At 71.6% G+C, this 22,259-nt stretch carries 18 protein-coding genes and 1 pseudogene; 5 read left to right on the top strand and 14 right to left on the bottom strand.

All coding sequences use genetic code 11. The features are described from left to right. Positions 1 to 12 precede the first annotated feature (12 nt). Positions 13 to 954 (bottom strand): LysR family transcriptional regulator, encoded by a 942-nt coding sequence (locus ACQP2X_RS26000; protein ID WP_498686225.1) that lies wholly within the window; start codon positions 952 to 954, stop codon positions 13 to 15. Positions 955 to 1,046: 92 nt separating this feature from the next. Here ACQP2X_RS26000 and ACQP2X_RS25995 point away from each other — a divergent pair, with 92 nt between their 5' ends. Further along, a complete protein-coding gene (locus ACQP2X_RS25995; RefSeq protein ID WP_498686223.1) occupies positions 1,047 to 4,436 on the top strand; it encodes a bifunctional proline dehydrogenase/L-glutamate gamma-semialdehyde dehydrogenase in 3,390 nt (1,129 codons plus the stop codon). Positions 4,437 to 4,487: 51 nt separating this feature from the next. Here the strand turns inward: ACQP2X_RS25995 and ACQP2X_RS25990 are convergent, their stop codons facing one another. The 3 genes from ACQP2X_RS25990 to ACQP2X_RS25980 all read right to left on the bottom strand — a co-directional run bounded on the left by ACQP2X_RS25990 (position 4,488) and on the right by ACQP2X_RS25980 (position 9,529). Beyond that, complete coding sequence (locus tag ACQP2X_RS25990) at positions 4,488 to 4,922, bottom strand: VOC family protein (RefSeq protein WP_498686221.1); 435 nt, start codon at positions 4,920 to 4,922, stop codon at positions 4,488 to 4,490. 121 nt (positions 4,923 to 5,043) lie between these two features. Beyond that, on the bottom strand, positions 5,044 to 6,405 hold the full coding sequence (locus ACQP2X_RS25985; protein WP_498686218.1) for an FAD-binding oxidoreductase: 1,362 nt from the start codon (positions 6,403 to 6,405) through the stop codon (positions 5,044 to 5,046). A 10-nt stretch (positions 6,406 to 6,415) separates the two neighbouring features. After that, positions 6,416 to 9,529 carry an ATP-binding protein gene (locus tag ACQP2X_RS25980; RefSeq protein WP_498686216.1) on the bottom strand — a complete coding sequence of 1,038 codons (3,114 nt, stop codon included), beginning with the start codon at positions 9,527 to 9,529 and terminating at the stop codon, positions 6,416 to 6,418. Positions 9,530 to 9,777: 248 nt separating this feature from the next. Here ACQP2X_RS25980 and ACQP2X_RS25975 point away from each other — a divergent pair, with 248 nt between their 5' ends. Then, positions 9,778 to 11,616, top strand: coding sequence for a pectate lyase-like domain-containing protein (locus ACQP2X_RS25975; RefSeq protein ID WP_498686212.1), 1,839 nt, complete (start codon positions 9,778 to 9,780; stop codon positions 11,614 to 11,616). A 155-nt stretch (positions 11,617 to 11,771) separates the two neighbouring features. On the opposite strand, the gene ACQP2X_RS25970 is transcribed toward ACQP2X_RS25975, so the two are convergent. Further along, positions 11,772 to 12,515 (bottom strand): serine hydrolase, encoded by a 744-nt coding sequence (locus ACQP2X_RS25970; protein ID WP_498686210.1) that lies wholly within the window; start codon positions 12,513 to 12,515, stop codon positions 11,772 to 11,774. Between the two features lie 10 nt (positions 12,516 to 12,525). Continuing rightward, the gene (locus ACQP2X_RS25965) at positions 12,526 to 12,777 is read right to left on the bottom strand and encodes a hypothetical protein (RefSeq protein WP_498686208.1); all 252 of its coding nucleotides are present in this window, start codon (positions 12,775 to 12,777) and stop codon (positions 12,526 to 12,528) included. Between the two features lie 78 nt (positions 12,778 to 12,855). Between ACQP2X_RS25965 and ACQP2X_RS25960 the strand changes: the two genes are divergently transcribed. Beyond that, positions 12,856 to 13,632, top strand: a complete 777-nt coding sequence (locus ACQP2X_RS25960; protein ID WP_498686206.1) for an ACT domain-containing protein — start codon at positions 12,856 to 12,858, stop codon at positions 13,630 to 13,632. 8 nt (positions 13,633 to 13,640) lie between these two features. On the opposite strand, the gene ACQP2X_RS25955 is transcribed toward ACQP2X_RS25960, so the two are convergent. The 3 genes and pseudogenes from ACQP2X_RS25955 to rho all read right to left on the bottom strand — a co-directional run. Continuing rightward, positions 13,641 to 14,204: a GNAT family N-acetyltransferase gene (locus ACQP2X_RS25955; protein WP_498686204.1), complete on the bottom strand. Its 564-nt coding sequence runs from the start codon at positions 14,202 to 14,204 to the stop codon at positions 13,641 to 13,643. Positions 14,205 to 14,245: 41 nt separating this feature from the next. Then, complete coding sequence (locus ACQP2X_RS25950; RefSeq protein WP_498686202.1) at positions 14,246 to 14,776, bottom strand: AAA family ATPase; 531 nt, start codon at positions 14,774 to 14,776, stop codon at positions 14,246 to 14,248. After that, a pseudogene (rho, locus tag ACQP2X_RS25945) lies at positions 14,773 to 15,867 on the bottom strand (transcription termination factor Rho); the annotation flags it as partial. The pseudogene rho and the gene ACQP2X_RS25950, both read right to left, overlap by 4 nt. Positions 15,868 to 16,025: 158 nt before the next feature. Here rho and ACQP2X_RS25940 point away from each other — a divergent pair. Together ACQP2X_RS25940 and ACQP2X_RS25935 are read left to right on the top strand one after the other, a co-directional pair. Further along, a complete protein-coding gene (locus tag ACQP2X_RS25940; RefSeq protein ID WP_498686200.1) occupies positions 16,026 to 16,883 on the top strand; it encodes a hypothetical protein in 858 nt (285 codons plus the stop codon). Next, the gene (locus tag ACQP2X_RS25935) at positions 16,880 to 18,340 is read left to right on the top strand and encodes a class I SAM-dependent methyltransferase (RefSeq protein ID WP_498686199.1); all 1,461 of its coding nucleotides are present in this window, start codon (positions 16,880 to 16,882) and stop codon (positions 18,338 to 18,340) included. Before ACQP2X_RS25940 ends, ACQP2X_RS25935 begins: the two co-directional genes overlap by 4 nt. On the opposite strand, the gene ACQP2X_RS25930 is transcribed toward ACQP2X_RS25935, so the two are convergent. Genes ACQP2X_RS25930 through ACQP2X_RS25910 form a run of 5 tightly spaced genes read right to left on the bottom strand, consistent with a single transcriptional unit; the run spans position 18,337 to position 22,186 of the window. Next, positions 18,337 to 19,149, bottom strand: a complete 813-nt coding sequence (locus tag ACQP2X_RS25930) for an 8-oxoguanine DNA glycosylase OGG fold protein (RefSeq protein WP_498686197.1) — start codon at positions 19,147 to 19,149, stop codon at positions 18,337 to 18,339. The two genes, ACQP2X_RS25935 and ACQP2X_RS25930, sit on opposite strands and share 4 nt — an antisense overlap. A 33-nt stretch (positions 19,150 to 19,182) precedes the next feature. Beyond that, entirely contained in the window at positions 19,183 to 19,509 is a 327-nt protein-coding gene (locus tag ACQP2X_RS25925; RefSeq protein ID WP_498686196.1) for a TraR/DksA family transcriptional regulator, read from the bottom strand. Between the two features lie 9 nt (positions 19,510 to 19,518). Next, positions 19,519 to 20,112 carry a hypothetical protein gene (locus ACQP2X_RS25920; RefSeq protein WP_498686195.1) on the bottom strand — a complete coding sequence of 198 codons (594 nt, stop codon included), beginning with the start codon at positions 20,110 to 20,112 and terminating at the stop codon, positions 19,519 to 19,521. 42 nt (positions 20,113 to 20,154) lie between these two features. Further along, the gene (locus tag ACQP2X_RS25915) at positions 20,155 to 21,249 is read right to left on the bottom strand and encodes a glycosyltransferase (RefSeq protein ID WP_498686193.1); all 1,095 of its coding nucleotides are present in this window, start codon (positions 21,247 to 21,249) and stop codon (positions 20,155 to 20,157) included. Next, positions 21,242 to 22,186 (bottom strand): glycosyltransferase family 2 protein, encoded by a 945-nt coding sequence (locus ACQP2X_RS25910; RefSeq protein WP_498686191.1) that lies wholly within the window; start codon positions 22,184 to 22,186, stop codon positions 21,242 to 21,244. The genes ACQP2X_RS25915 and ACQP2X_RS25910 overlap by 8 nt, the downstream gene beginning before the upstream one ends. Positions 22,187 to 22,259: the final 73 nt, after the last annotated feature.

The raw sequence follows: 22,259 nt of genomic DNA, 5'->3' as shown, positions 1-22,259 counted from the left end.
AGCTCTTCCTGGTCACGGCCGTGGCGAAGGTGGTGGAGGCGTGGCGCCCGCGATTGTGGCGCCGGAGCTCGCCGTCTCCTCCAGAGCCGTCCGGAACGCCCGCGCCGCCGGAGACGCCGCCCCGGCCACCCGCTGAGCGGTGAAGATGGTGCGCCGCGGCATCAGCGGCAGGTCGAGCAGGCGGCACGAGGTCTGCCGGCCCGCCCACACGAGATCGGGGATCAGGGCGACCGCGTTGCCCGACTCGACCAGGCGGATGTGGGCCTGGAGGTCGGCCGTCTCGTAGCGGACGTCCGGCTCGAAGCCCGTGCTCCGGCACAGCTGCTCGGCGAAATGGCGGGAGGCGGCGCCTCGGGGCTCCATCACCCAGGGCATGTGGCGGGCCTCCTCCAGTGACGCCACCGGCCGCAAAGAAAGATCAAGAGCGGGCAGTGCGAGCCGGATCGGGTCGGTGGTGAGCGGGCGCCGGTCGAGGCCGGGATGGTGTGGCGCGGCGTGGGCCGGGTATTGCTCTGCGATCACCATGTCGAAGTCGCGGGCCCAGGTCTCGCGCAGCGCCTCCTCCGGTTCGCGCTGCACCATCTCGACCCGGACGTCGGGAAAGCGGGTGGCCATGGCGAGCAGGGTGGCCGGCATCAGCGCGAGCGCGGCCGACTGGAACACCGCGACGCGCACGCGGCCGCTCACGCGGGTCACCGAGGCCTGGAGGCGGGCCTCGGCGCGCTCCAGCGTGTCGAGCACCTCCTCCACCGAGGCCACCAGCACCTCGGCCTGCGGGGTGAGCTGCACGCGGCGGCCGGCCTTGCGCAGCAGCGGCATGCCGGCCTCCTTCTCCAGCTGGCTGAGCTGCTGCGACACCGCCGAGGGGGAGAAGTTGAGGGCCTCGGCCACGGCGGCGATGGTGCCCCGGATGGCCAGCTCGCGCAGCAGCGCCAGACGCCGGATCTCGAGCATGGGCACCCCCGTGGAAAGCGTAAGAAGAACTGAAGAGTACTCGTCATGAACCGTCGCTTTTCCTGAACGGAACTCGGAAGGACACTTTCGGCATGACTGACGTCGCCCACTCCCAGGCCTACACCCCGGCCGGGGACAACGAACTCGCCGACGAGGCGGTTGCCCTGGTCCGCCGCTGGCTGCACGAGGCCGCGACGATCCCGGTGGGCGGTTCCGCCGCGCAACTGGCCGGCGTCCTGAAGGACCCCAAAGGGCTCGCCTTCGCCGTGGGGTTCGTCGACGGCGTCGTCCGCCCGGAGGACCTGAAGGTCAGCGCCCGCGCCCTGCACGCCCTCGCCCCGGACGTGCCGCGCTTCCTGCCGGCCCCGCTGCGCGCCGCGGTGCGCCTGGGCGGCACCCTCGCCCCGGTCATGCCGGGCGTGGTCGTGCCGATCGCCCGCCGCGTGCTGCGCCGCATGGTCGGCCACCTGATCGTCGACGCCACCGACGCCAAGCTCGGCAAGGCCATTTCCAAGATCAAGCGCCGTGATGTACGCCTGAACGTGAACCTCCTGGGCGAGGCCGTCCTGGGCCGCGGCGAGGCCACCCGCCGCCTGCGCGAGACCGAGCGGCTGCTGGGCCGGGCCGACGTCGACTACGTGTCGATCAAGGTGTCGGCCACCGTCGCCCCGCACAACCCGTGGGCGTTCGACGAGGCCGTCGGCCACATCGTCGAGCAGCTGACCCCGCTGTTCCGGCTGGCCGCCACGGCGCCGACCAAGAAGTTCGTGAACCTCGACATGGAGGAGTACAAGGACCTCGACCTCACGATCGCGGTCTTCACCCGCCTGCTCGAGAAGCCGGAGCTGCGCGACCTCGAGGCGGGCATCGTCCTGCAGGCGTACCTCCCGGACGCCCTGTCCGCGATGATCCGCCTCCAGGAGTGGGCCGGGGCCCGCCGCGCGAGCGGCGGCGCCGGCATCAAGGTCCGCCTGGTCAAGGGGGCCAACCTGCCGATGGAGCAGGTCGAGGCGAACGTGCACGGCTGGCCGCTGGCCACCTGGAACACCAAGCAGGACAGCGACACCAACTACAAGCGCGTCCTCGACTACGCCCTGCACCCCGACCGGGTCGGCAACGTGCGGCTGGGCGTGGCCGGGCACAACCTGTTCGACGTCGCCTACGCGTGGCTGCTGGCCGGCCGTCGAGGCGTACGGCCGGGCATCGAGTTCGAAATGCTTCTCGGCATGGCCGAGGGCCAGGCCGAAGTGGTCCGGCGCGAGGTCGGCGGTCTGCTGCTTTACACCCCGGTCGTACGCCCGGAGCAGTTCGACGTCGCCATCGCGTACCTGATCCGCCGGTTGGAGGAGGGCGCGAGCAGCGACAACTTCATGTCGGCGGTGTTCGAGCTGGACAAGAACGAGGCGCTGTTCACCCGCGAGCGCGACCGCTTCCTGGCGTCGCTCGCGGCTCTCGACGACACCGTGCCGCCGGCGCACCGCGTGGCCGACCGGTTCGCCGCCGTCGCCCCCTCGCAGCCGGGCCACTTCGAGAACACCCCGGACACCGACCCGTCCGTCGCCGCCAACCGCGACCTGGTCCGCTCCGTCCTGGCCCGCGTGCCCTCCTCGTCCCTCGGCGTCGCGACCATCGACGCGGCGCGGGTGAACACCGAGGGCAAGCTCGACTCCCGGCTCAACGCGGCCGTCGTCGCCGCCGCCTCCTGGGGCGCGCTCTCGGGCAAGGCCCGGGGCGAGATCCTGCACCGCGTCGGCGAGGCCCTCGAGGCCCGGCGGGCCGACCTCATCGAGGTGATGGCGTCCGAGACCGGCAAGACGGCCGACCAGGCCGACCCCGAGGTCTCCGAGGCGATCGACTTCGCTCACTACTACGGCGAGCTCGCGGCCGGCCTCGACGACGTCGACGGCGCCACCCACGTGCCGGAGAAGCTGACGCTGGTCACGCCGCCGTGGAACTTCCCGGTGGCCATCCCGGCCGGCTCGGTGCTGGCCGCCCTGGCCGCCGGCTCGGCCGTGGCGCTGAAGCCGGCCGGTCAGGCCGAGCGGTGCGGAGCACTGCTCGCCGAGATCATCAAGCCGGTGCTGCCCGACGCCGACCTGCTCACCCTGGTCCAGGTCGAGGAGCAGGCGCTGGGCCGTCAGCTCGTCGGCCACGCGCTCGTCGACCGCGTGGTGCTCACCGGGGCGTACGAGACCGCGCAGTTGTTCCGGTCGTTCCGCCCCGACCTGCCCCTGCTGGCCGAGACGAGCGGCAAGAACGCCATCATCGTCACCCCCAGTGCCGACCTCGACCTGGCCGTGAAGGACGTCGTCGCCTCGGCCTTCGGCCACGCCGGCCAGAAGTGCTCGGCCGCGTCGCTGGTCGTGCTGGTCGGCTCGGTGGCCCGCTCGCAGCGCTTCCGCCACCAGCTGATCGACGCCGCCGAGTCGCTGACGGTGGGCTGGCCGTCCGACCCGGAGAGCCAGGTCGGCCCGGTGATCGAGCCCGCCGCCGGCAAGCTGCTGGACGGCCTGACCAAGCTCGGCCCCGGCGAGAGCTGGCTCCTTTCGCCGTCTCGGAAGGATGACTCCGGCCGCCTGTGGAGCCCCGGCATCCGCGACGGCGTGCGCCGAGGCTCGGAATTCCACCGCACGGAGTACTTCGGCCCCATCCTCGGCATCATGACCGCGGCCACCCTGGACGAGGCGATCGACCTGGTCAACGAGGTCGACTACGGCCTCACGTCGGGCCTGCACACGCTCGACGCGGACGACCTGGGCACCTGGCTCGACCGCGTCCAGGCGGGCAACCTGTACGTCAACCGCGGCATCACCGGCGCCATCGTCCGCCGCCAGCCGTTCGGCGGCTGGAAGCGCTCGGCGGTCGGCGCCGGCACGAAGGCGGGCGGCCCGAACTACCTGGTGGGCCTCTCCCACTGGGCTCCCGCGCCGTCGTCCGCGGTGGCCACGGTCGACCACCCCGAGGTTCGCAAGCTGCTGGCCTCCGTCGACAGCGAGTTCGTCGCTCGCGCCGCCCGCAGCGACGCCGCCGCCTGGGCTGACGAGTTCGGCCGGCTGGCGGACGTGTCGGGCCTGTGGGCGGAGCGCAACGTGCTGCGCTACCTGCCCGTCCCGGTGTCGATCCGCCTGGCCGAGGGCGTCCCGGTCGCGGACCTGGCGCGCGTCGTGGCGGCGGGGCTGCGAGCCGGAGCACCGCTCCGCGTCTCGTCGGCGGTCCCGGTCGACCTCCCGGTGGAGGTCACGGTCGAGGACGACGCCACGTGGGCCCGCGGCCTCGACGGCGTCTCCCGCGTACGCCTGATCGGCGGCTCCCTGTCCCAGGTCACGGCGGCCACGGGCGGCCGCCCCGACCTGGCCGTCTGGCACGGCCCGGTCACCGAGGCCGGCCGCGTGGAGATGCTCCCGTTCCTGCACGAGCAGGCCGTCAGCATCACCGCCCACCGCTTCGGCAACCCGGACCGCCTGGCCACCACGGCCCTCTAGGTCTGGTGGGCGCCCGGCCGGCCGGTTGTCGGCCGGCCGGGCGATCCCACGTCAGTCGAGGCAGAACTCGTTGCCCTCGACGTCCTGCATGACCTGGCACGACTCGTTCTCCTCGTCGGCCAGCAGCAGGCGGACGCGCTTGGCGCCCAGGGCCTCCAAACGGGTGCACTCGGCCTCCAGGGCGGCCAGGCGCTCGGCGCCGACCAGGCCGGTGCCGACCCGCACGTCGAGGTGGACCCGGTTCTTGACGACCTTGCCCTCGGGGACGCGCTGGAAGAACAGGCGTGAGCCCTCGCCGGTGGGGTCGACGATGGCGAACGACGCGCCCCGCTCGGCCGGTGGCAGGGAAGCGTCGTAGTCGTCCCACGTGGCGAAGCCCTCGGGGGCCGGCGGCTCCACATAGCCCAGCACTTCGCACCAGAAGCGGGCCACCCGCACCGGCTCGGCACAGTCGAACGTGATCTGGATCTTCCTCACCGGCGCCATCGGGCCACCATAGTGGTTCCCCGCTGTCGGGCTCGCCCCATTAACGGGGGAGGGCCGCCCGGATGCTGCCGGCCAGTTCCGCCAGCGCCGAGGCCGGCAGCGGGCCGGCCTCGGTATCGGGTCAGGCCGCTCGGACGGGGACCTGGCCGCAGCGCAGGACGTTGGCCGGGTCGTAGCGTTCGGCCAGTTCGGTCAGGCGGGCCAGCGTGGGCTGGTCGTACGAGCGGGACATGCGCTCGGGACCGGTGGCCGCGCCCAGGTTGGGCAGGGCGCCGCCGGTGGACCACGGGGCGAGGGCGGCCCGGACCTGTTCGCCGTGTGCGGGCACCGCCCCGGCGATCGGTGGGGCCAGGACGCCGATGGTGATCAGGGTGAAGGCGGCGTCGCGGTGGCATACGGCGCTCGGGTGTTCCGGTTCGGCCGCCAGGGCGCCACCCAGGTGGCGCAGTTCGACGATGACCTGCGGGGAGCCCGACGCCGGGCCGGCTACGGCCAGCAGGGCGTCGGCGGCCTCGGCGGGGAGCGCCCGCAGCAGGTCGGTGGCCTCGTGGACCGGCATCGGATCGGCCGGATCGGCGTGGATGGAGCCGATGGCGGCGTACGGGATGGTCCGCACGGTGTCGATCAGTGGGATGGCGGTGGCCCGGAGGGGAGCGAGCACCTCGGCGCCTTGATCGGAAGAGCCGGTCCAGGCGAAGCGGACGGCCACCGTGAACTTGCCGGCCAGCGGCGGCGGGACGCCGGGCAGGGGCGGCAGCTGGAGGAAGGCGATCGACGTGGTGGCCTCGATCGGCAGCGACGACGTCCACGCGCGCCAGGTGTGCAGGACGGCCGCGGCGTCGGCGCCGTCGAAATAGAGGGCGCCGGCGTAGATCGTGGGCAGCGGCACCAGGTCGAACTCGAGGGCGGTGACGATGCCCAGCGCGCCCTTGCCGCCGCGCACGCCCCAGAACAGGTCGGGCGACTCGGTCGCGGTGACCCGGCGCAGTTCGCCGTCGCCGGTGACGATCTCGATGGCCCGCACCCGGTCGGAGGCCCAGCCGAAGGTGCGGGCGACCGGGCCCAGGCCGCCGCCGGTGGTATATCCGACGACGCCCACTCCCGGGGCCGAGCCGCACAGCGGGGCCAGGCCGTGCGGGGCGGCCGCGTCGAGCACCTGCTGCCAGCGGACGCCGGCGCCGACCCGGGCCCAGCCGTCGGGGTGCACGACGCACTCGTCGAGGCGGCCGGTGTGCACGAGGATCGCGCCGTCCAGGGTGTCGGCCAGGCCGTGGCCGGTGGCCTGGACCGCGACCGGGTGGCCGGTCGCGGCGGCGAAGCGGACGGCGGCGACCACGTCCTGCGGGTCGCGGGCCTCCACCACGGCGGCCGGGGTGGCGGTGATGGCGGCGTTGAAGCCGGCGGTCAGCCGGGCGTACAGGGGCTCGCCGGGCCAGGCCACGGTGCCGGTGAGGCTGCGGGCCAGGTCGTCGACGGTGATCATGATGGTCCCTTCAGGGTCGTTGCGAAGACGTCCTGACTGTGCCGGGGACCGCTTGCGGTTCGCTGAAGAACAAGCTTGAGGAATCCTTGGGGCCGGCTCCCATTGCGGTCGCCAGCTCTTCCAGGATCAGGTCGTACGAACCCCAGCACGCTCCCGCGGTGCCGACGACCACCTGCCGTCCCTGATAGGGGAGCAGCGACGCGTACGCCCCGGCCAGGTCACCGCCGACGGCCAGCGCGCTCCATGCCCGTACGGCCAGGAGGGAGTCGGTGGTCCAATCCAGCGGAACCACGTCGGGCCAGCGACGGCGCAGCCGTCCGGCCCCGGAGACGTCGCCCGCCTCGGCCGTGGCGACCACCGCGAGCGCGTGCATCAGCGGCATGCCGAGATCGTCGGCGACGGCCACCAGGGAGTCCACGACGTCGCCGAGCCGGCCGTCGCGGCGGCGGAAGGTGAACTCGTGCAGCGCGCGGCAGAACTGCGCGCCCCACATGCTGGTCTGGCGATACTGCTCGTACGCCTGGGCCGACAGGTCCTGTGCGACCTCCCAGTCGCCGGCCAGCATGCGCCGGCCGGTCTCCTGATAGAGCAGGTGGGGCCGCACGTCGGGGCCGGTCAGGCGGGCGCCGAGCCGGGTCGCGGCGGCCAGGTCGGCCGCGAATCCGCCGGCGTCGCCCAGGTGCAGCCGCAGCGGGCCGCGGTGCAGAAGCATGAAGAACCGGGTACGGACGGGAACGGAGGCCGCGAGGGCTTCGTCGATGGCCCCCAGCCAGCGTGCGGGCCGGTCCGGCGAGCCCCAGGTGGCGATCAGGTAGTTGTTCAGGGTGCGGCCGAGCAGCACCGGATCGTCCAGCGTGCGGGCCAGCTCGACGGCCTTCGCGGCATAGCCGGAACCGTCGGAACGACTGCTGTACGCCAGCTCGACGCCGAGCGTGCCCAGCAGACGCGCCCGGTCACGCGGGCAGGCCCCGTCGAGCAGATCCTCCAGCAGGGCCACCAGCTCCTCGTCGACGACGCCGTAGCCACGCCAGTTCCACAGCGTGACCCCACCCCAGACGCTGGCCGCCGCCGCGAGCCGTTCACGGTCGCCGAGCCGCCGGGCGACGGCCAGCGCCTCGGCCACCACGTCCTGGGCCTCGGTGAGCAGCCCGGCCCGCAGCAGGTCGTCGCCGAGCGCCACGAGCAGCCCGTGCCGCTGGGCCGCGTCGCCGCCGGCCAGCGACAGCGCCCGCCGGGTGTGCCCGGCCGCCTCGGCGTGCGCGTGCTGCTCGCGGGCGGCCGCGGCCGCCTCCTTCGCATAGCGCAGGGCCGGCCCGGCACCGGCCACCGGCACGGCCTGGAAGTAGTGATGGGCGAGCCGGTCCACCTCGGCCCCGCCGTCCTGCAGGGCGGCGGCGACCCGGGCGTGCAGCCGGGCCGCCTCGATGCCGCTGAGCCCGGCCAGCAGCGTCTCCCGCACCAGGGCGTGGCTGAAACGCCACCGCCACTCGGCCGGGACGGCGGTCAGGACCCGGCCGGCCACGGCCGGCTCCAACCGGGTGATGACCTCGGCCGGGTCCGTGCCGGACGACGCCTCCAGCAGGGACAGGTCGGCGTCGCGGCCGATCACGGCGGCCAGCCGCAGCAGCTCGACGGTGGCCGTGGGCAGCCGGTCGAGGCGCCGGCTCAGCACATCGCGCACGGACGGCGGCAGCACATCGGCCCGGCCCTCGGCCGCGATGAGCTCGAGAAGCTCCCCGGCGAAGAACGGGTTGCCGTCGGTGCGCTCGTGCACGGCCCCGGCCAGGTCCCCGGCGCCCAGCTCCCGGATGTCGGCCGCGGTCAGGCCGGTCAGCTGCAACCGGTGGGCGCGCGGCTCCCGGGCCAGCGCGGCCAGGCACTCGACCACGGGCGGCGGCAGCTGCTCGCCGAGGGTGCGGACGGTCAGGACCACCAGCAGGCGTACGCCGTCGAGATGTCGCGAGAGCAGCGCGAGCAGCCCCAGCGAGGTCGTGTCGGCGGCCTGCACGTCGTCCAGGACGACCAGCAGCGGCGTGGCCGTGGCGGCGCCGGCCAGCCGGCGGCGCAGCTCGTGGAAGAGCGCGAACGTGGACTGGTCGGGGTCGGCGTCGGCACCGGCGTGCAACGGGCCGCCGCCGAGGCGTTCGAGCACCTGGAGCCACGGCCACAGCGGGGGCACGCCGTCGTCGTCGGCGCAGCGGCTCCACACCGAGCGCCAGCCCTGGGCGCCGGCCATCGCCGCGGACGCCTCGGCCAGGCGGGTCTTGCCGATGCCGGCCTCGCCTTCCAGCACGATCACGGCCCCGCTGCCGCGGGTCACCTCGGCCAGGACCTCCCGCAGCCGGGCCTGCTCGTGGGCGCGGCCGACCAGCGGCCGCTCGGCCTGCCCGGGGTGTCCCGGCCGGGCGGCCGGTAGTTCCTGCCGCAGGACGGCCCTTTCCAGCGCTTGCAGCTCGGGGCCGGGGTCGATGCCGAGCTCGCCGGCCAAAGTCCGGGCACATTTCCGGTACGCGTCGAGCGCGTCGCCCTGGCGCCCGGCCGCGTAGAGCGCCTCGATCAGGGCGGCCCACAGCCCCTCGCGCAGCGGGTGCTCGGCCACCAGGCGTTCCAGCTCGGCCACCGCCTCGCCGGTGCGGCCGTCCCGGCTCCACGCCGTCGCCCGCCGCTGCCGCGCGAGCAGGTGCAGCTCGGTCAGCCGGGCCCGTTCGGCCGCCACGACCGTGTCGGCGGGCAGGTCGGCCAGGGGCTCGCCACGCCAGAGATCCACGGCCTCGGTCAGCCCGGCCGTGTCCCCGTCGCGGGCCGCCGCTGCGAGGAGGCCGGGAAGGCGTACGACATCGAGCTCGTCCCCGGGCACCCGCGCGAGATAGCCGGGGGAGCGGGTGACGATCAGGTCCTTGCCGAGGAGGCGGCGCAGCTGGGAGACGTACGCCTGAACGGTGTTGACCGCTCCCGGAGGGGGAGTGCCGCCCCAGAGCGTGACCACGACGCGGTCCATGCTGACCACCCGGCCGGCCTCGCTGAGAAGAAGCGTCAGCAGGGCCCGCGGTTTGGACCCGCCCACCTCGATCGGAGTCCCGTCGTCGGACCGGACCTCGAGCGGCCCGAGAAGGCGGAAGCGCATGTGATCACGCTAGAAGGCCGGAAGACGGCGCGCCCCCGCGGCGACGCGTTTCCGACACCGATCCCGGAACCGGTACCGGCGTCTTCAGGACGCCGCCGATGACCGTTCGGGCAAGGACGGTTCCGGAACCACGGCGAGATGTCCGATCACTGGCGATTCACGCATGGGCATGCCTTGACATGCGGTGGCGTCTATTGCTTCCTGTGATCCAGTTTGTTGCCTCCCCGTTAACGGAAGGACCTCACCGCATGCGCCTTCGGCGTTTCCTCGCCGTCGGGCTGACCGTGGTCATCGCGGCCTCGCTCACCGGCACCCCGGCGTCCGCCTCACCGGCGGCCGCCGGCAAGAACACACCGTCGTTCGGCTCCAACGTGACGATCTTCGATCCGAGCACGCCGATCGCGGAGATCCAGGCCAAGCTCGACGCCGCACACGCGCAGCAGGTCGACAACGAGATGGGCACCCAGCGGTACGCCTTCTTGTTCAAGCCGGGCACGTACGGCACCGACGAGCACCCGCTGCAGATCAAGGTGGGCTACTACACCGAGGTCTCCGGACTGGGCGCGTCCCCGTCCGACGTCGTCATCAACGGCAAGGTGGAGGTCTACAACCGCTGCCTGGCCGACGGCGGCACCAGCAACTGCCTGGCTTTGGTCAACTTCTGGCGTACGCTGTCCAACCTGTCCATCAAGGTGAACGGTGCCGGGCAGGACGGCTGCCGGGCCGGCGCCAACTTCTGGGCGGTCTCCCAGGCCGTCTCGATGCGCCGGCTCCAGGTCGACGGCGGTTTCACGCTGATGGACTACTGCACCGCCGGTCCGCAGTACGCCAGCGGCGGCTTCATCGCCGACTCGAAGTTCGGCAACGTCACCAACGGCTCGCAGCAGCAGTGGCTCACCCGTAACAGCAGCGTCGGCCAGTGGTCGAACGCCGTCTGGAACCAGGTGTTCGCCGGTGTCGAGGGCGCGCCCGACGACGCGACGTTCCCGAACCCGCCGTACACCACCCTGGAGAAGAACCCGCTCAGCCGGGAGAAGCCGTACCTGTTCGTCGACGCCAAGGGCAAGTACAACGTCCGCGTCCCGTCGGCGCACCGCAACACCAGCGGCACCTCCTGGTCGGAGGACCTGACCGAGGGCCGGACGATCCCGCTGAGCGACTTCTTCGTCGCGAAGCCGTCCGACCCCGAGTGGCTGATCAACGCGCAGCTCCTGCTGGGCAAGAACCTGCTGCTCACGCCGGGTGTCTACGACATCGACCAGAGCATCCAGGTGCGCCGGCCGAACCAGGTCGTGCTCGGCATCGGTCACGCCACGCTGACGGCCGTCAACGGCGCCACGCCGCTGAAGGTCGCCGACGTGCCCGGCGTGATCGTCGCCGGCGTCACCATCGACGCCGGTCTCAAGGAGTCGAAGACCCTGCTCCAGGTCGGCGACAAGCACGGCCTGAAGTTCAGCTCGCCGGCCAACCCGACGACCCTGAGCGACGTCTACTTCCGGGTGGGCGGCCCGCACATCGGCAAGACCGACACGGCGCTCGAGGTCAACAGCGACAACGTGCTCATCGACCACACCTGGGTGTGGCGCGCGGACCACGGCGTCGAGGGTTTCTCGGGTGACACCGAGCGGTGGAAGACCAACACCGGCCGGTACGGCGCCATCATCAACGGTGACAACGTGGTGGCGACGGGTCTGTTCGTCGAGCACTTCCAGAAGTACAACACCGTCTGGAACGGCGAGAAGGGCACCACGGTCCTCTACCAGAACGAGCTGCCGTACGACCCGCCGACGCAGGCCGACTGGATGAACGGCAAGGTCGAGGGCTACGCGGGTTACAAGGTCGGCGACAAGGTGCGCAACCACACGCTCTACGGTGGCGGCGTCTACGTCTTCAACCAGAACAACCCGTCGATACACACCGAGAACGGCTTCGAGGTCCCGAACCGTCCCGGCGTGAAACTGCACCACATCATGACGGTCAACCTGGCCGCCGGCACCATCGACCACGTCGTCAACGGCGTGGGCGAGGCGGCGGACACGACCAAGATCGGTGTGCCGGTCTACATCAACGAGTACCCGGCTCCGTGATCTGACAAGGGGATGGGCCCGGAGTGATCCGGGCCCATTTTCATGGATGTCGCCTGGCGGGGTCCGACACCCATCCCACTTGTCATTCTGCCTTGATCAACGGCCTCCGCCACTGGACTATCGGCCAATACCGGTTCTGTCCAACATCTGCCACCTCAACGGAGGACCTCGCCGATCTCCCGCATGCCGGCCAGGACCTCGGCGGTCCGGTCACCCTGGGCGGGATCCCAGTTCGTCAGTACGGCGTACGGCTGGTTGCCGCGGAAGCCGGCCTCAGCCCGGATTCCGTCGTCCGTGCCGGTCTTGTTGCCGAACTCGGCCGGATGCCACAGCGGGTCGGCGTGCCAGGCGCTCGCCACCATGGACAGGTCGGTGTTGGTGCCCAGCCAGGCCCGCATCCGCCGTTCGACACCGGTCTCCCCGGTGGCGACGCGGTCCATGAGCGCGGCCAGTTCCCCGGCCGATCCCGTGGACAGGGTGGGCGGATGGTGCGGTTCGCGCTTGTTGCGGACGAAATCGAGCAGTGCCGTCTGCTCGAAGCCCAGCCCGTCGATGGTGTCGAGGCCGATCCGCTGGAGCAGCACGTTGGTGGCGTAGTTGTCACTGACGGCCGCGATCAGCGCGGCCACGTCGGCCACGGGCAGCGCGTCCACGGCCAGCAGGTGCCACAGCCCCGAGTCGGCCACCGCGAGGGCGGGATCGCGGTGCAGCAGCTCGCCCGGGTCGAGCTCGCCGCTCTCGAAGCGCCGGGCGGTCTCCATGAGCAGGAGAAGCTTCCCGATGCTGGCCGTCCGGAGCTTGGTCCCGGGTGCGTGCTCGGCCCGGCCCGGCACCGAGATCGACCACGACACCCCCGGCGTGGCGGCCACCACCCGGTCGACGACTTCCTGCACACTCATGATCACGACCTTAGAGCGGCGGCAGCATGCCTTCACCGCCGCACGGCCCGCAGACCTGAAAGACGGGCGCGCCGAGATAGCCGGCCGGCGTCGAGACCTTGCCGGACCCGTCGCACCGGGGGCAGGGCAGCCAGCCCGCCTCGATGAGCCGCCGGAACCGCCCTTCCTCCCGCCGCCGGGCCCGCCGCCGCAGCATGCGGTGCCCCACGAGCACGAGGGCGACCCCGGCGGCGACGACGAGCGTCAATCCGAAGAGGCCCATGCCGCACGGTAGCGCTGTTTTCGTCACCGACACAGCCAGTCATCGGTTCTGACACGACAGCCCCGGATCCTGGACCTCATGAAGCCGATCGACCGATTCCGCGCGTCCCACTGGGCCGCCGACCTGATCGAAGTGGCTGCCGTGTTCTTCGCGGTCGGCGCCGCCCACCTGTTCGTCACCCTGCTCGGCGAGCGAGCACACGGCGAGGCGATGTTGATGGCGAGCGGAGGCATCCTGGTGGCCGGCGCACTGGTGCGCCGCCGCTGGACGCGCCGCCGCCGCCCGGCCCCGAACCGCCACACCGCGATGCCCGACCTGCTGGCCATCCCGGCCGAGGACCGCGAACTGATGCGCCTGCGAACGACGTTGCCCGACCGCCCCGGCACGCTGGCCCGCTTGAGCGGCCGCCGCGCCGACCAGGGCATCAACATCCTGGCCATCCAGATCCACCCGGCCGAACACGGGGCGGTCGACGAGCTGCTGATCGCCGTCCCGCGCGGCGTGGCTCCCGCCGCGGTGATCGGCACAGTGACCACCGGCGGCGGCGAACAGACCGAACTGACCAGAGCCGACATCCACGACCTGGTGGACCCGGCCACGAGAGCGCTGACGATCGCCCGCCGCTCACCGACGGTGGAGCAGGCCCTCCGAAGCCTCTTGTCCGCCGACTTGACCGAGACCCCGGCCCCGCACACCACCCACAGCGCCACGCTGCACGACGCCACCGGCCATCCGCGCTACCTGACGCGCCATTCGCCGGCTTTCACCCCGACCGAGGTCTCCCGGGCCCAGGCCATGATCGACCTTTGCGCCTGGATCCGCTCCCGGCCCACATCGGCCCGCCACAACAACTGACTCGCCGTCTAGAGCTGCCCCCACTGCTCCTTGGTGATCTCGTAGCGCACCCCGCCGAGCTCGGCTCCTTCGACCTTCATCATGTCCGGGGGCGTTTCGAGGGTGCCGGTGAACGTCATGCCGACCTTCTTCATCACGTTCTGCGAACCCACGTTCAGGGCCATCGTGTCGGCCCACACGTTGCGCACGCCGAGCTCCGTGAACGCCTTGTCCAGCAACGCCTTCGAACCCTCGGTGGCGTAACCCTTGCCCCAGGCCGCCTGCCGCAGGCGGTAGCCGAGCTCCACCTCGTCGAGCGGGCCGCCCCGCTCGGGGCGCAGCAGGAACCAGCCGATGAAGGCGCCGCTCTCCTTCTCCTCCGTGGCGAACAGCCCGAACTTGCCCTCCCACCTCTCGTACGCGGTCAGGAGGCCGGGCAGCATGCGCTCGCGGACGTCGTCGGGCGCGGTCGGCTCGCCGCCGGACAGGAAGCGCATGACCGCCGGGTCGCTGTCCAACTCGATCAGCCGGTCGGCGTCGCCGGTGGTGAACTGGCGCATGGTCAGGCGTTCGGTGTTCAGGTAGACACTCACGCGGGCATCTTGGTCGATGCCGGCGGAAGGGATCAACACATTTACCGGCCGGGCCCCAGCCGGTCGCGGATCACGGCGGTCCGGGTCTCGAGGGGTGCGGCCGGCACCTCGACCACAGTGAAACCCACCTCGCGGTACGTCTCCTCGTGGATCCGCTCGAATCTCAGCGCGTCTTCGAAGCTGATGCGGCGCGCGGCTGTCGGCTGCACGAAACCCTGGTGGCGGACGAAGAAGACCGTCCGCGCGTAGAGGTGTTCGGTCCGCTCGATCTCGGCGAGGAGCAAGGGGGACGGAGCCCGGCCGGCGTAGCGGCTCAGGGCCAGCGTGCAGACGGGGGAGCGGTCGAAGAACACGATTCCCCGATCGGGCGCCGCTAGTTGGCGGCGGCGCTGGAGGTCGACGATGTGGTCGATGAAGCCGGGTTCCCGCCACGGCTCCGCGACACCCAGGGCCTGGCGCAGCGCGATGACGTCGGTGGCGGCCTCTTCGACCACCGCGTAGCCGGCGATCTCCAACTGGCGCAGCAGGGCCGTCTTTCCCGAGCCGGGTGCGCCCGTGAGGACGTACCTCACGCGGCCAGGGCCAGCGCCGCGCGGCGCAGGAAGTCGCGGTTGGAAGCCGTCGCGCGGAGCTGGTCGAGGAGCTGCTTCATGGCGTCGCGGCGGTCGGAGCCGGACAGGGCCCGCCGGACCTGGGTGACCACCGCGCGTTCGCTCGGGGTCAGCAGGGTCTCGTCGTGACGGGTGCCGGAGGCGAACAGGTCGATCGCCGGGAACTGGCGGGACTCGGCCAGGGAACGGTCGAGTTTCAGCTCGGCGTTGCCGGTCGACTTGAACTCCTCGAAGATCAGCGTGTCCATGGCCGAGCCGTTCTCGACCAGCGCCGTGGCGATGATGGTCAGGGAGCCGCCGCCCTCGATGTTGCGGGCCGCGCCCAGGAAGCGCTTCGGCGGATAGAGGGCCGTCGAGTCCAGGCCGCCGCTCAGGGTGCGGCCGCCGCCGCGGGCCATCAGGTTGTACGCCCGTCCGAGCCGGGTGATGGAGTCGAGCAGCACGACTACGTCCTCGCCCCGCTCGACCAGGCGCTTGGCGCGTTCGATGGCCAGCTCGGCCACGGCCGCGTGCTCGTGCGGTGGGCGGTCGAACGTCGCCGCGATCACCTCGCCCTTGACCGTGCGCTGCATGTCGGTGACCTCCTCGGGGCGTTCGTCGACGAGGACGACCATGAGGTGGCACTCGGGGTTGTTCACGGCGATCGCGGTGGCGATCTGCTGCAGGATGATCGTCTTGCCGGCCTTGGGCGGGGCCACGATCAGCGCGCGCTGGCCCTTGCCGATCGGCGTGACCAGGTCGATGACCCGGGTCGTGAGAATGTGCGGCTCGGTTTCGAGGCGGAGCCGCTCCTGCGGATAGAGCGAGGTCAGCTCGTAGAAGTCGGGGCGTTTCCCGACCGGGTCGATCTGGAGCGTGGCCGGTTTGGCGCCCACGCGCTTGGCGGTTCCCTGTACGCGGTCGCCGCGGCGCAGGCCGTGACGGCGTACGTCATGGATGTTGACCGGAATGTCCTTGGGTCCTGGCAGGTAGCCGTCGGCGCGCAGCCAGGCGCGGTCATCGACGATGTCGAGTAAAGCATCGACAGGTGTGGATACGTAGGGTTCACTCACAGAGCACTCCTGAGGAGAGTGGGAAGAGAGGTGCCGGAAGACTCACGGCGGGGAAGTCCAGGGGCGGAGGCCAGCTCTGGAATCCAACTGCCGCCAACGGTAACACGGGGGCCATCGGGAGTTTGCCCGCCGTACGTCTGCGGGGTATGGAATGCGGCGTGCACCACGCCAACCACTACTACGGTCACTCGGCCGTCCTGGCCCGCTACTGCGGCCTCGACGACAACGAGGCCCCACGGATCCAGGGCTACCTCCAGCACGGCTGGAACATCGGCGACGGCCTCGCCCCCGACCACGAGTTCGTGCCGGGCGTGGCGAAGTTCGTCTGGTCCGAGCGGGTCCGCCGCCGCGCCTGGTCGCTCGGGCGGCGCGATGTGTACGTGGTGGGCGCCCCCTGGGCGTATCTCCTGGCCCTGGAGCCGGACCAGACGCCCGAGCGTGCGGGCACCATCTGGTATCCCTTCCACGGCTGGGAGGGCCAGCACATCCTGGGCAGCCACGAGGGCCTGATCGCCGAGATCAAGGAGACCGAGCCGGGTCCGGTCACCGTCTGCCTGTACTGGCAGGAATATCGCGACCGGAGCGTGCGGGCGACGTACGAGAAAGCGGGTTTCCGGGTCATCTGCCACGGTTATCGCGGCGGCTGGTGGAAGGACCTGGATCCCGGGTTCCTCTACCGCCAACTCGCCGAGCTGCGCAGACATTCCCGGGTGGCCTCGAACCGGCTGTGCAGCGCCGTCTTCTACGGCACGCTGGCCGGTTGCGAGCCGGCCGTCTACGGCGATCCGATGCAGCTGGAGAACGAGAAATCGGCGTTCGGCGGGCAGGCCCGCATCCTGCGCGAGTGGTCTGACATGATCGGTGCCGAGGTCGACCTGGAGACCGCGCGCCGCATCGCCGTGGCCGAGCTCGGCGCCGACCGCCTGCTGCCGCCGGCCGAGCTGCGCCGCCTGTTCGGCTGGCCGGTACCGCGCAGCACCGAGGACATCGAACTGACCGGAGTAATGACCCCATGACCGTGACCCTGCTCGGCGGCGAGATGCTCAACTGGTCCGACCGCGCTCCGGCGGGCAAGTCCCTGCTGCCTCTGGTCAAGACCATTTCCGGTCGTACGCTCGTAGCCGGCCCCCACACGCGAGAGCTGATCTCCGCATTGCCGGCCGGCCAGGTCACGGTCCTGCTCCGCGGCCAGGCCGACGCCGAAGAGGTGGGCGCCCTGGGCGTCGAGGTGTGGTGCGGCAGCCTGGAGAAGGCGGCGGCGTCACCAGCCTTCGACACGATCGTGGCCCTCGACGGCCTCGACCGCCTGTGCTCGGTCGAGGCGGAAACCCTGGACGGCTGGGACGAGCGCCTGGCCCACCTGCTGGCCATGCTGCGCCCCGGCGGCCGCCTGCTGCTGTCGGTGGAGAACCTGTTCGGCCTGCACCGCCTGCTGACCCTGCCCCGCCCGTTGACCGACGACGAGTGGCTGGTCGCCGACGACCGCGACCCGCGCCGGCCGGCCGGCCTGGCCGCCCTGCGCGACCGCTTGGCCGCCGCGGGCCTGTCGACCGAGCGCGAGTACGCCGCGTACGGCAACGCCCTGCTGAGCCGCTCCCTGCTGGCGAACCGCGACGTGGCCGGCTTCCTGTCGGCGACCTTGGCCGGTTTCACGCTTGAGGTGCCGCCGGCCGCCCTCGCCGCCTCACCAGCGCCTTTGGCTGATCCGGCTACTTTGGCTGATCCGGCTGCGCTGGCCATTCGCGCCCTACGTCACGGGCTGGCCGCCGACCTGGCCCCGTCCTGGGTCGTGATCGCGGACCGGGATTCCGGTGGGCCGGCCACGCCCGACGCGGTGGTGGACGGCCGGGCCGTCTCCGCCACCGAACTCCCGCGCGGCCGCACGCTGGAGGACCGGCTCTTCGCCGCCGCCCAGCAGCGCGACCTGCCCACCATGCGGGAGCTGCTCACCACCTGGCAGAAGAGCCCCACCGCCGGCGTCCCCGCCGCCCAGATCGTCGTCGGACCCGCCGACGGGTCGACTCCGGTGGTCAGCGCTGATGCCCTGATTCCGCTCGCGGCCGGCGGTGACCCTTTGGTGGCGCTGCGGCACTTCGCGGCGGCCGCCATCCACGGCGACATCGCCCACCTCTGGCCGGCCCCGGCCGAGGAGGCCGAGCTGACCGCCCTGATCGCGGCCATGACCGGTCGCGAGGTCGAACCCGCCGGCATTCCGCCGTTGCCCGGCCGCCGGGCTCCGGAATCGGTGCGCGAGCTGACCGCCGACCGCGACCGCCTCACCCGCGAGCTGGCCGAGGCCCGAGCCAAGCACGCCTTCTACGAACAACAGATCGGCAGCCGCGACGCCGAGCTCAAACGCGTCCGCCAGATCAACGCCGTCCTTTCCGCCACCGCCCCGGGCAAGGCTGTGCTCGGCGGCCTCAAAGCGGGCCGCCGAGCCGTCCGGGCCGTGGTGAAGCGCGGCCGGGGCTAGTCCGCGGCCTCGCCGTCGTCCGTTTCCTCCGCCGCGGCCGGGCCGGCGTCCACGCGGTCCGGCAGTTCGGAGAGGTTGAGGTCGAAGAGGGTGAGCTCCAAGAGCTCCGGGCTCACCACCCGCGAGCCGCTGTACCGGCTGACCGCCGCCGCCGACTGGCGCATCCAGTGCAGGTAGACCGCGTACCGGTACGGCGTCCAGGCCACGGGACGCCCGTTCTTGAGATAGCCGTACTCGCTGCCGGTCAGCCGCGCCACCCGGCGGGCCAGCCGGGCGTCCAGGATCAGCCCGCCCGGCACGGTGAAGTAGAGGAACTTGGTGAAGAAGGCCGGTCCGTACGAGGCGATCCGCGACCACGGCCCCTCCCCGGCCGCCCGGCGCTGGTCGTAGTTCTTCCCGCCGTACAACTGCGCGTAGGCGACGACCACCCCCTGGCACCACCCGATCTCCCGTACCCGCTCGAGATCCCCGGCCAGCCCGGGCGTGCCGGAGCGGATCCGGTCGTACCGGCTCCGCCCGTATCCGGCGGTCCCCATCCCGAAGACGTAGCTCGCGGTGAACACGTCGATCGCCGGGCCGCCGGCGATGTCGAACACCGCCCCGCGCGTGATCGTCCGGCCGTCACCGTCGCCGCCCGGCAGATCGGGCCACTTGTCAGCCGGATAGCGCACGGCATGGGCACGGATACCTCCGCCACCGAGCAGTTCCGCCCGGCGCCGGCACGAGTCGGCCAGCCGCTCGGCCTGCCCGTCGTCAAGCCGTGCCCCGGATGCTTCTTCCCACGCTTCTCGGGCGTCGATCAGATCCACGGAATCCCTTTCCTGCCACCAGTTCGCGCGAGTTTAAGCGCAGCTGATGCAGAACCGTGCGAACGGCCGCGCCGCGAGTCGTTCCGCGGCGATCGGCTTTCCGCAGCGCTCACAGACCCCGTAGGTCCCCTCGTCGACCCGGCGCAGCGCGTCGTCGACCTCGGCGAGCCGTTCCCGGGCGGCGCCCAGCAGTGCGGTCAGCTGGGCGCGTTCGAACCCGATCGTCGCGCCCTCCGGATCGTGCTCGTCGTCGGCGTTCGAGTCGCGCGACGCCGCGAACAGCGCCTCCAAGTCGCGGGCCAGCGTCGCCGCCTCGGCCTCGGCGCTCGCCCGCAGCCGCAGCAACTCGTCCCGGACCATCTCTCAAGTCTAGGACGGTCGAGCGTCATCGGATGCCAGAGCGTTCGTCGCTGGAGCAGGGCTCAATTCCTTGTCGATCCACGGCGCTCGTCCGACGCGGTTCAGGTCACCGCCGGGCGTGCCTATCGACTGGCGGACCACGTTGTAATATTCGTGCTTGGCGTCTCCTGTCGCCGTCAATGCTTCGGCCCAGTCGGCGTGACCGCTCAATCGGCCCCGGGCGAACCACTCCAGCCGCCAAACGCATTCTTTCCATTTTTGCCCGGCCTCGACGACTGCGGGGTCGCCCACCAGCAGCACGGTTTCCCATTTCGCCGACCGGTCGAGCTCGGCGGCGACCAGCCTGGGCACGCCGATCTCCGGCGCCAACGGGTCCGCGAGATCGTCCCAACCTTGATGTGCGGCGACGGCCCGTGCGAGATCGGTCATCTTCTTGACGGCGTGAGCGTGCTCGGTATACGCCGCCAACTGCATCGTCGTCCAACGCGCCTGTCGTTCACGCCGCCATTGAGCACGTCCGACTGCCGATGTTCCGAGAAAGGTGGCCACGCTGCCGACCAATACGCCGATCATTGCGGGAAGTTGATCGAATATCGCGTCCACTAATGATCACCCCAACGAATCAGAGTGCAATCATTGTAATCGCTACACCAGCGAGTCGTAGAGGTCCTCGAGGCGGCGGGACTGGGTGGCCACGTTGAAGTTGTCGACGGCGTGAGCTCGGGCCCGCCGGCCCATCGTGTCGCGCAAGGCTGGGTCGTCCAGGAGCTTGCGCAGGTTCGCCGTCAGGGCCTCGCGGTCGCCCTCGGGGCCGAGCAGGCCCGTCTCGCCGTCGATGACGGCCTCGAGGATGCCGCTGTGCACCGTCGATACCACCGGCAGGCCCAGGGCCGCGGCCTCCACGATCGTGGTCGGCAGGCCCTCGGTGTCGCCGTCGGCGGCGGTCTTGGACGGGGCGGCCAGCACGCGTGACTCGGCCAGCAGGCGGTAGACCTCGGACGCGGGCCGGGCGCCCGTGAACGTTGCGTCTGTGCCGCTTCTGGCGGCGTACGACCGAATCTCCGGAAGCAACGGGCCGTCGCCGATCAGCACCGCCCTGGCCGGGCCGAGCGCGGCGAGGGCGGCGATCAGGTCGTCGGCGCCCTTCTTCTCGACGAAGCGGCCCACGAAGGCCACGTCCCACTTCTTCTCGGCCACCGGAACCTCGCCGGGGACCGGGACGCCGGTGTGGTGGACGCGGACCTTCGCCGGGTCGGCGCCCCAGCCGATCGCCTTCTGGCGGATCACCTCCGACACCGCGATCAGCAGGTCGGCGCGCTGGAACACCGAGCGCAGGTTGCGGCGGTAGCGCAGGCCATGCGCGCCTGAGCTCTGCGGCTGGCGGGTCACGTCGTGGCCGTGCAGGGTGACCACCAGGGGGACGCCGATGCGCTTCGTCTCGCCCGAGACCAGCCAGCCGTCGCCGCCGAAGTGGGCGTGCACCAGGTCGGGCCTCGCGCCGGCCAGGAGCAGGCGCAGGCGGGGGGAGCTGCCGGTCAGGCGCAGGCGCAGGAACGTGCGGCTGTCCTCCGGGGAGGGGTAGGCGATCAGGTCGGTGTCGCGGGACAGGATCGACTCGACTTTCGTGGCGCCCACGTAGACGGGCTGCCAGCGGGTCAGGTTGTCGGCCTGGTTGCGGATGAAGGTCTCCGAGGCCGGCAGCATGGCGCTGCGCCAGACGGCGACTCTCTTCTCAGGCATCGGCCGTCTTACGGCCGAGGATGGCGTCGCGCAGGCGGTGACGTACGGACGGGGGCAGCGCCCAGATCTGGAGGTACGTCACGTAGTCGATGGCGCCGGGGCGGCCGTTCGAGCGGGCCTCGTCGAGGAGCTCGCGGAAGACCTTGGTGCTGCGGGTCGGCGCGGCCATGGAGCTGAGGACGCTCATCGTGAAGGCAGCGTACGCCCGCGGGGTGAACAGATCGCGGCTGGCGCGCAGCCATTCCAGCTGTTCCTCCCACGGGTTCTGCAGGCTGATCCGCTCCCGGTTCTCGTCCTGGTGCCACAGCACCAGCGCCTCGGGGGCGTACAGCAGCTCGACGTCCTCGTGCTGGAGGGCGCGCAGCGTCCAGTCGAGCTCCTGCTGGCGCCGCAGACCGACCGTGAACGGCACCCGCTTCAGCAACTCGGTGGGGGCCATGATGGTCGAGGTCTGGATGAAGCCGTCGCCGTAGAACAGGCCCCGCCGCACGGTCAGATATTCGCTGAGCGGCTCGCCGTCCTCGGGCAGGCGCCGCGGCATCACCGAGTCGGCCCGGGGGGTGCGGCTGATCATCCTGGTCGCGACGATGGGGGAGGCCAGCTTCGAGGTCGCCGCGAGGGCCAGCTGCGTCTCCAGCTTGGCCGGCAGCCACTCGTCGTCGTCGTCGAGCAGGGCCACCCACCGGCCCCGCGCGTTGTTGACGCCCTGGTTGCGGGCGTTCGGCGCCTTTCCGCTCTCCGGCAGCACGATGACGCGCAGGCGCTCGTCGCTGACGTCGGCCAGCGCGGCCTCGCTCAACGGGTCCGGGCCGTCGATGACGACGATGACCTCGAGGTCGCGGTGCGTCTGCCCGAGCGCGCTCTGCACGGCGCGCACGGCGAGCTCCGGGCGGTTGCGCGTCGGGATGACGACGCTGACGTCCGGCTGTGAGGACATGGCGACCTGCTTACGAGGGCTGGGAGAGGCGGAAAACCGGACATTAGGGAGCCTCGGTGAATGCCAGGGGTGA

This window comes from Actinoplanes sp. CA-131856, from assembly GCF_050956135.1.
Classification (GTDB): domain Bacteria; phylum Actinomycetota; class Actinomycetes; order Mycobacteriales; family Micromonosporaceae; genus Actinoplanes.
The sequence above is the reverse complement of the archived record's forward strand: the minus strand, read 5'-3'. Positions and strand labels throughout refer to the sequence as shown.

Bases quoted from the DNA above. Each gene is read 5' to 3' on its own strand.
- ACQP2X_RS25970 (WP_498686210.1), bottom strand. From the start codon at position 12,515: ATGAGTGTGCAGGAAGTCGTCGACCGGGTGGTGGCCGCCACGCCGGGG.
- ACQP2X_RS25990 (WP_498686221.1), bottom strand. From the start codon at position 4,922: ATGGCGCCGGTGAGGAAGATCCAGATCACGTTCGACTGTGCCGAGCCG.
- ACQP2X_RS25975 (WP_498686212.1), top strand. From the start codon at position 9,778: ATGCGCCTTCGGCGTTTCCTCGCCGTCGGGCTGACCGTGGTCATCGCG.
- ACQP2X_RS25910 (WP_498686191.1), bottom strand. From the start codon at position 22,186: ATGTCCTCACAGCCGGACGTCAGCGTCGTCATCCCGACGCGCAACCGC.
- ACQP2X_RS25965 (WP_498686208.1), bottom strand. From the start codon at position 12,777: ATGGGCCTCTTCGGATTGACGCTCGTCGTCGCCGCCGGGGTCGCCCTC.
- ACQP2X_RS25980 (WP_498686216.1), bottom strand. From the start codon at position 9,529: ATGCGCTTCCGCCTTCTCGGGCCGCTCGAGGTCCGGTCCGACGACGGG.
- ACQP2X_RS25960 (WP_498686206.1), top strand. From the start codon at position 12,856: ATGAAGCCGATCGACCGATTCCGCGCGTCCCACTGGGCCGCCGACCTG.
- ACQP2X_RS25925 (WP_498686196.1), bottom strand. From the start codon at position 19,509: ATGGTCCGGGACGAGTTGCTGCGGCTGCGGGCGAGCGCCGAGGCCGAG.
- ACQP2X_RS25985 (WP_498686218.1), bottom strand. From the start codon at position 6,405: ATGATCACCGTCGACGACCTGGCCCGCAGCCTCACCGGCACCGTGGCC.
- ACQP2X_RS25915 (WP_498686193.1), bottom strand. From the start codon at position 21,249: ATGCCTGAGAAGAGAGTCGCCGTCTGGCGCAGCGCCATGCTGCCGGCC.
- ACQP2X_RS25995 (WP_498686223.1), top strand. From the start codon at position 1,047: ATGACTGACGTCGCCCACTCCCAGGCCTACACCCCGGCCGGGGACAAC.
- ACQP2X_RS25935 (WP_498686199.1), top strand. From the start codon at position 16,880: ATGACCGTGACCCTGCTCGGCGGCGAGATGCTCAACTGGTCCGACCGC.
- ACQP2X_RS26000 (WP_498686225.1), bottom strand. From the start codon at position 954: ATGCTCGAGATCCGGCGTCTGGCGCTGCTGCGCGAGCTGGCCATCCGG.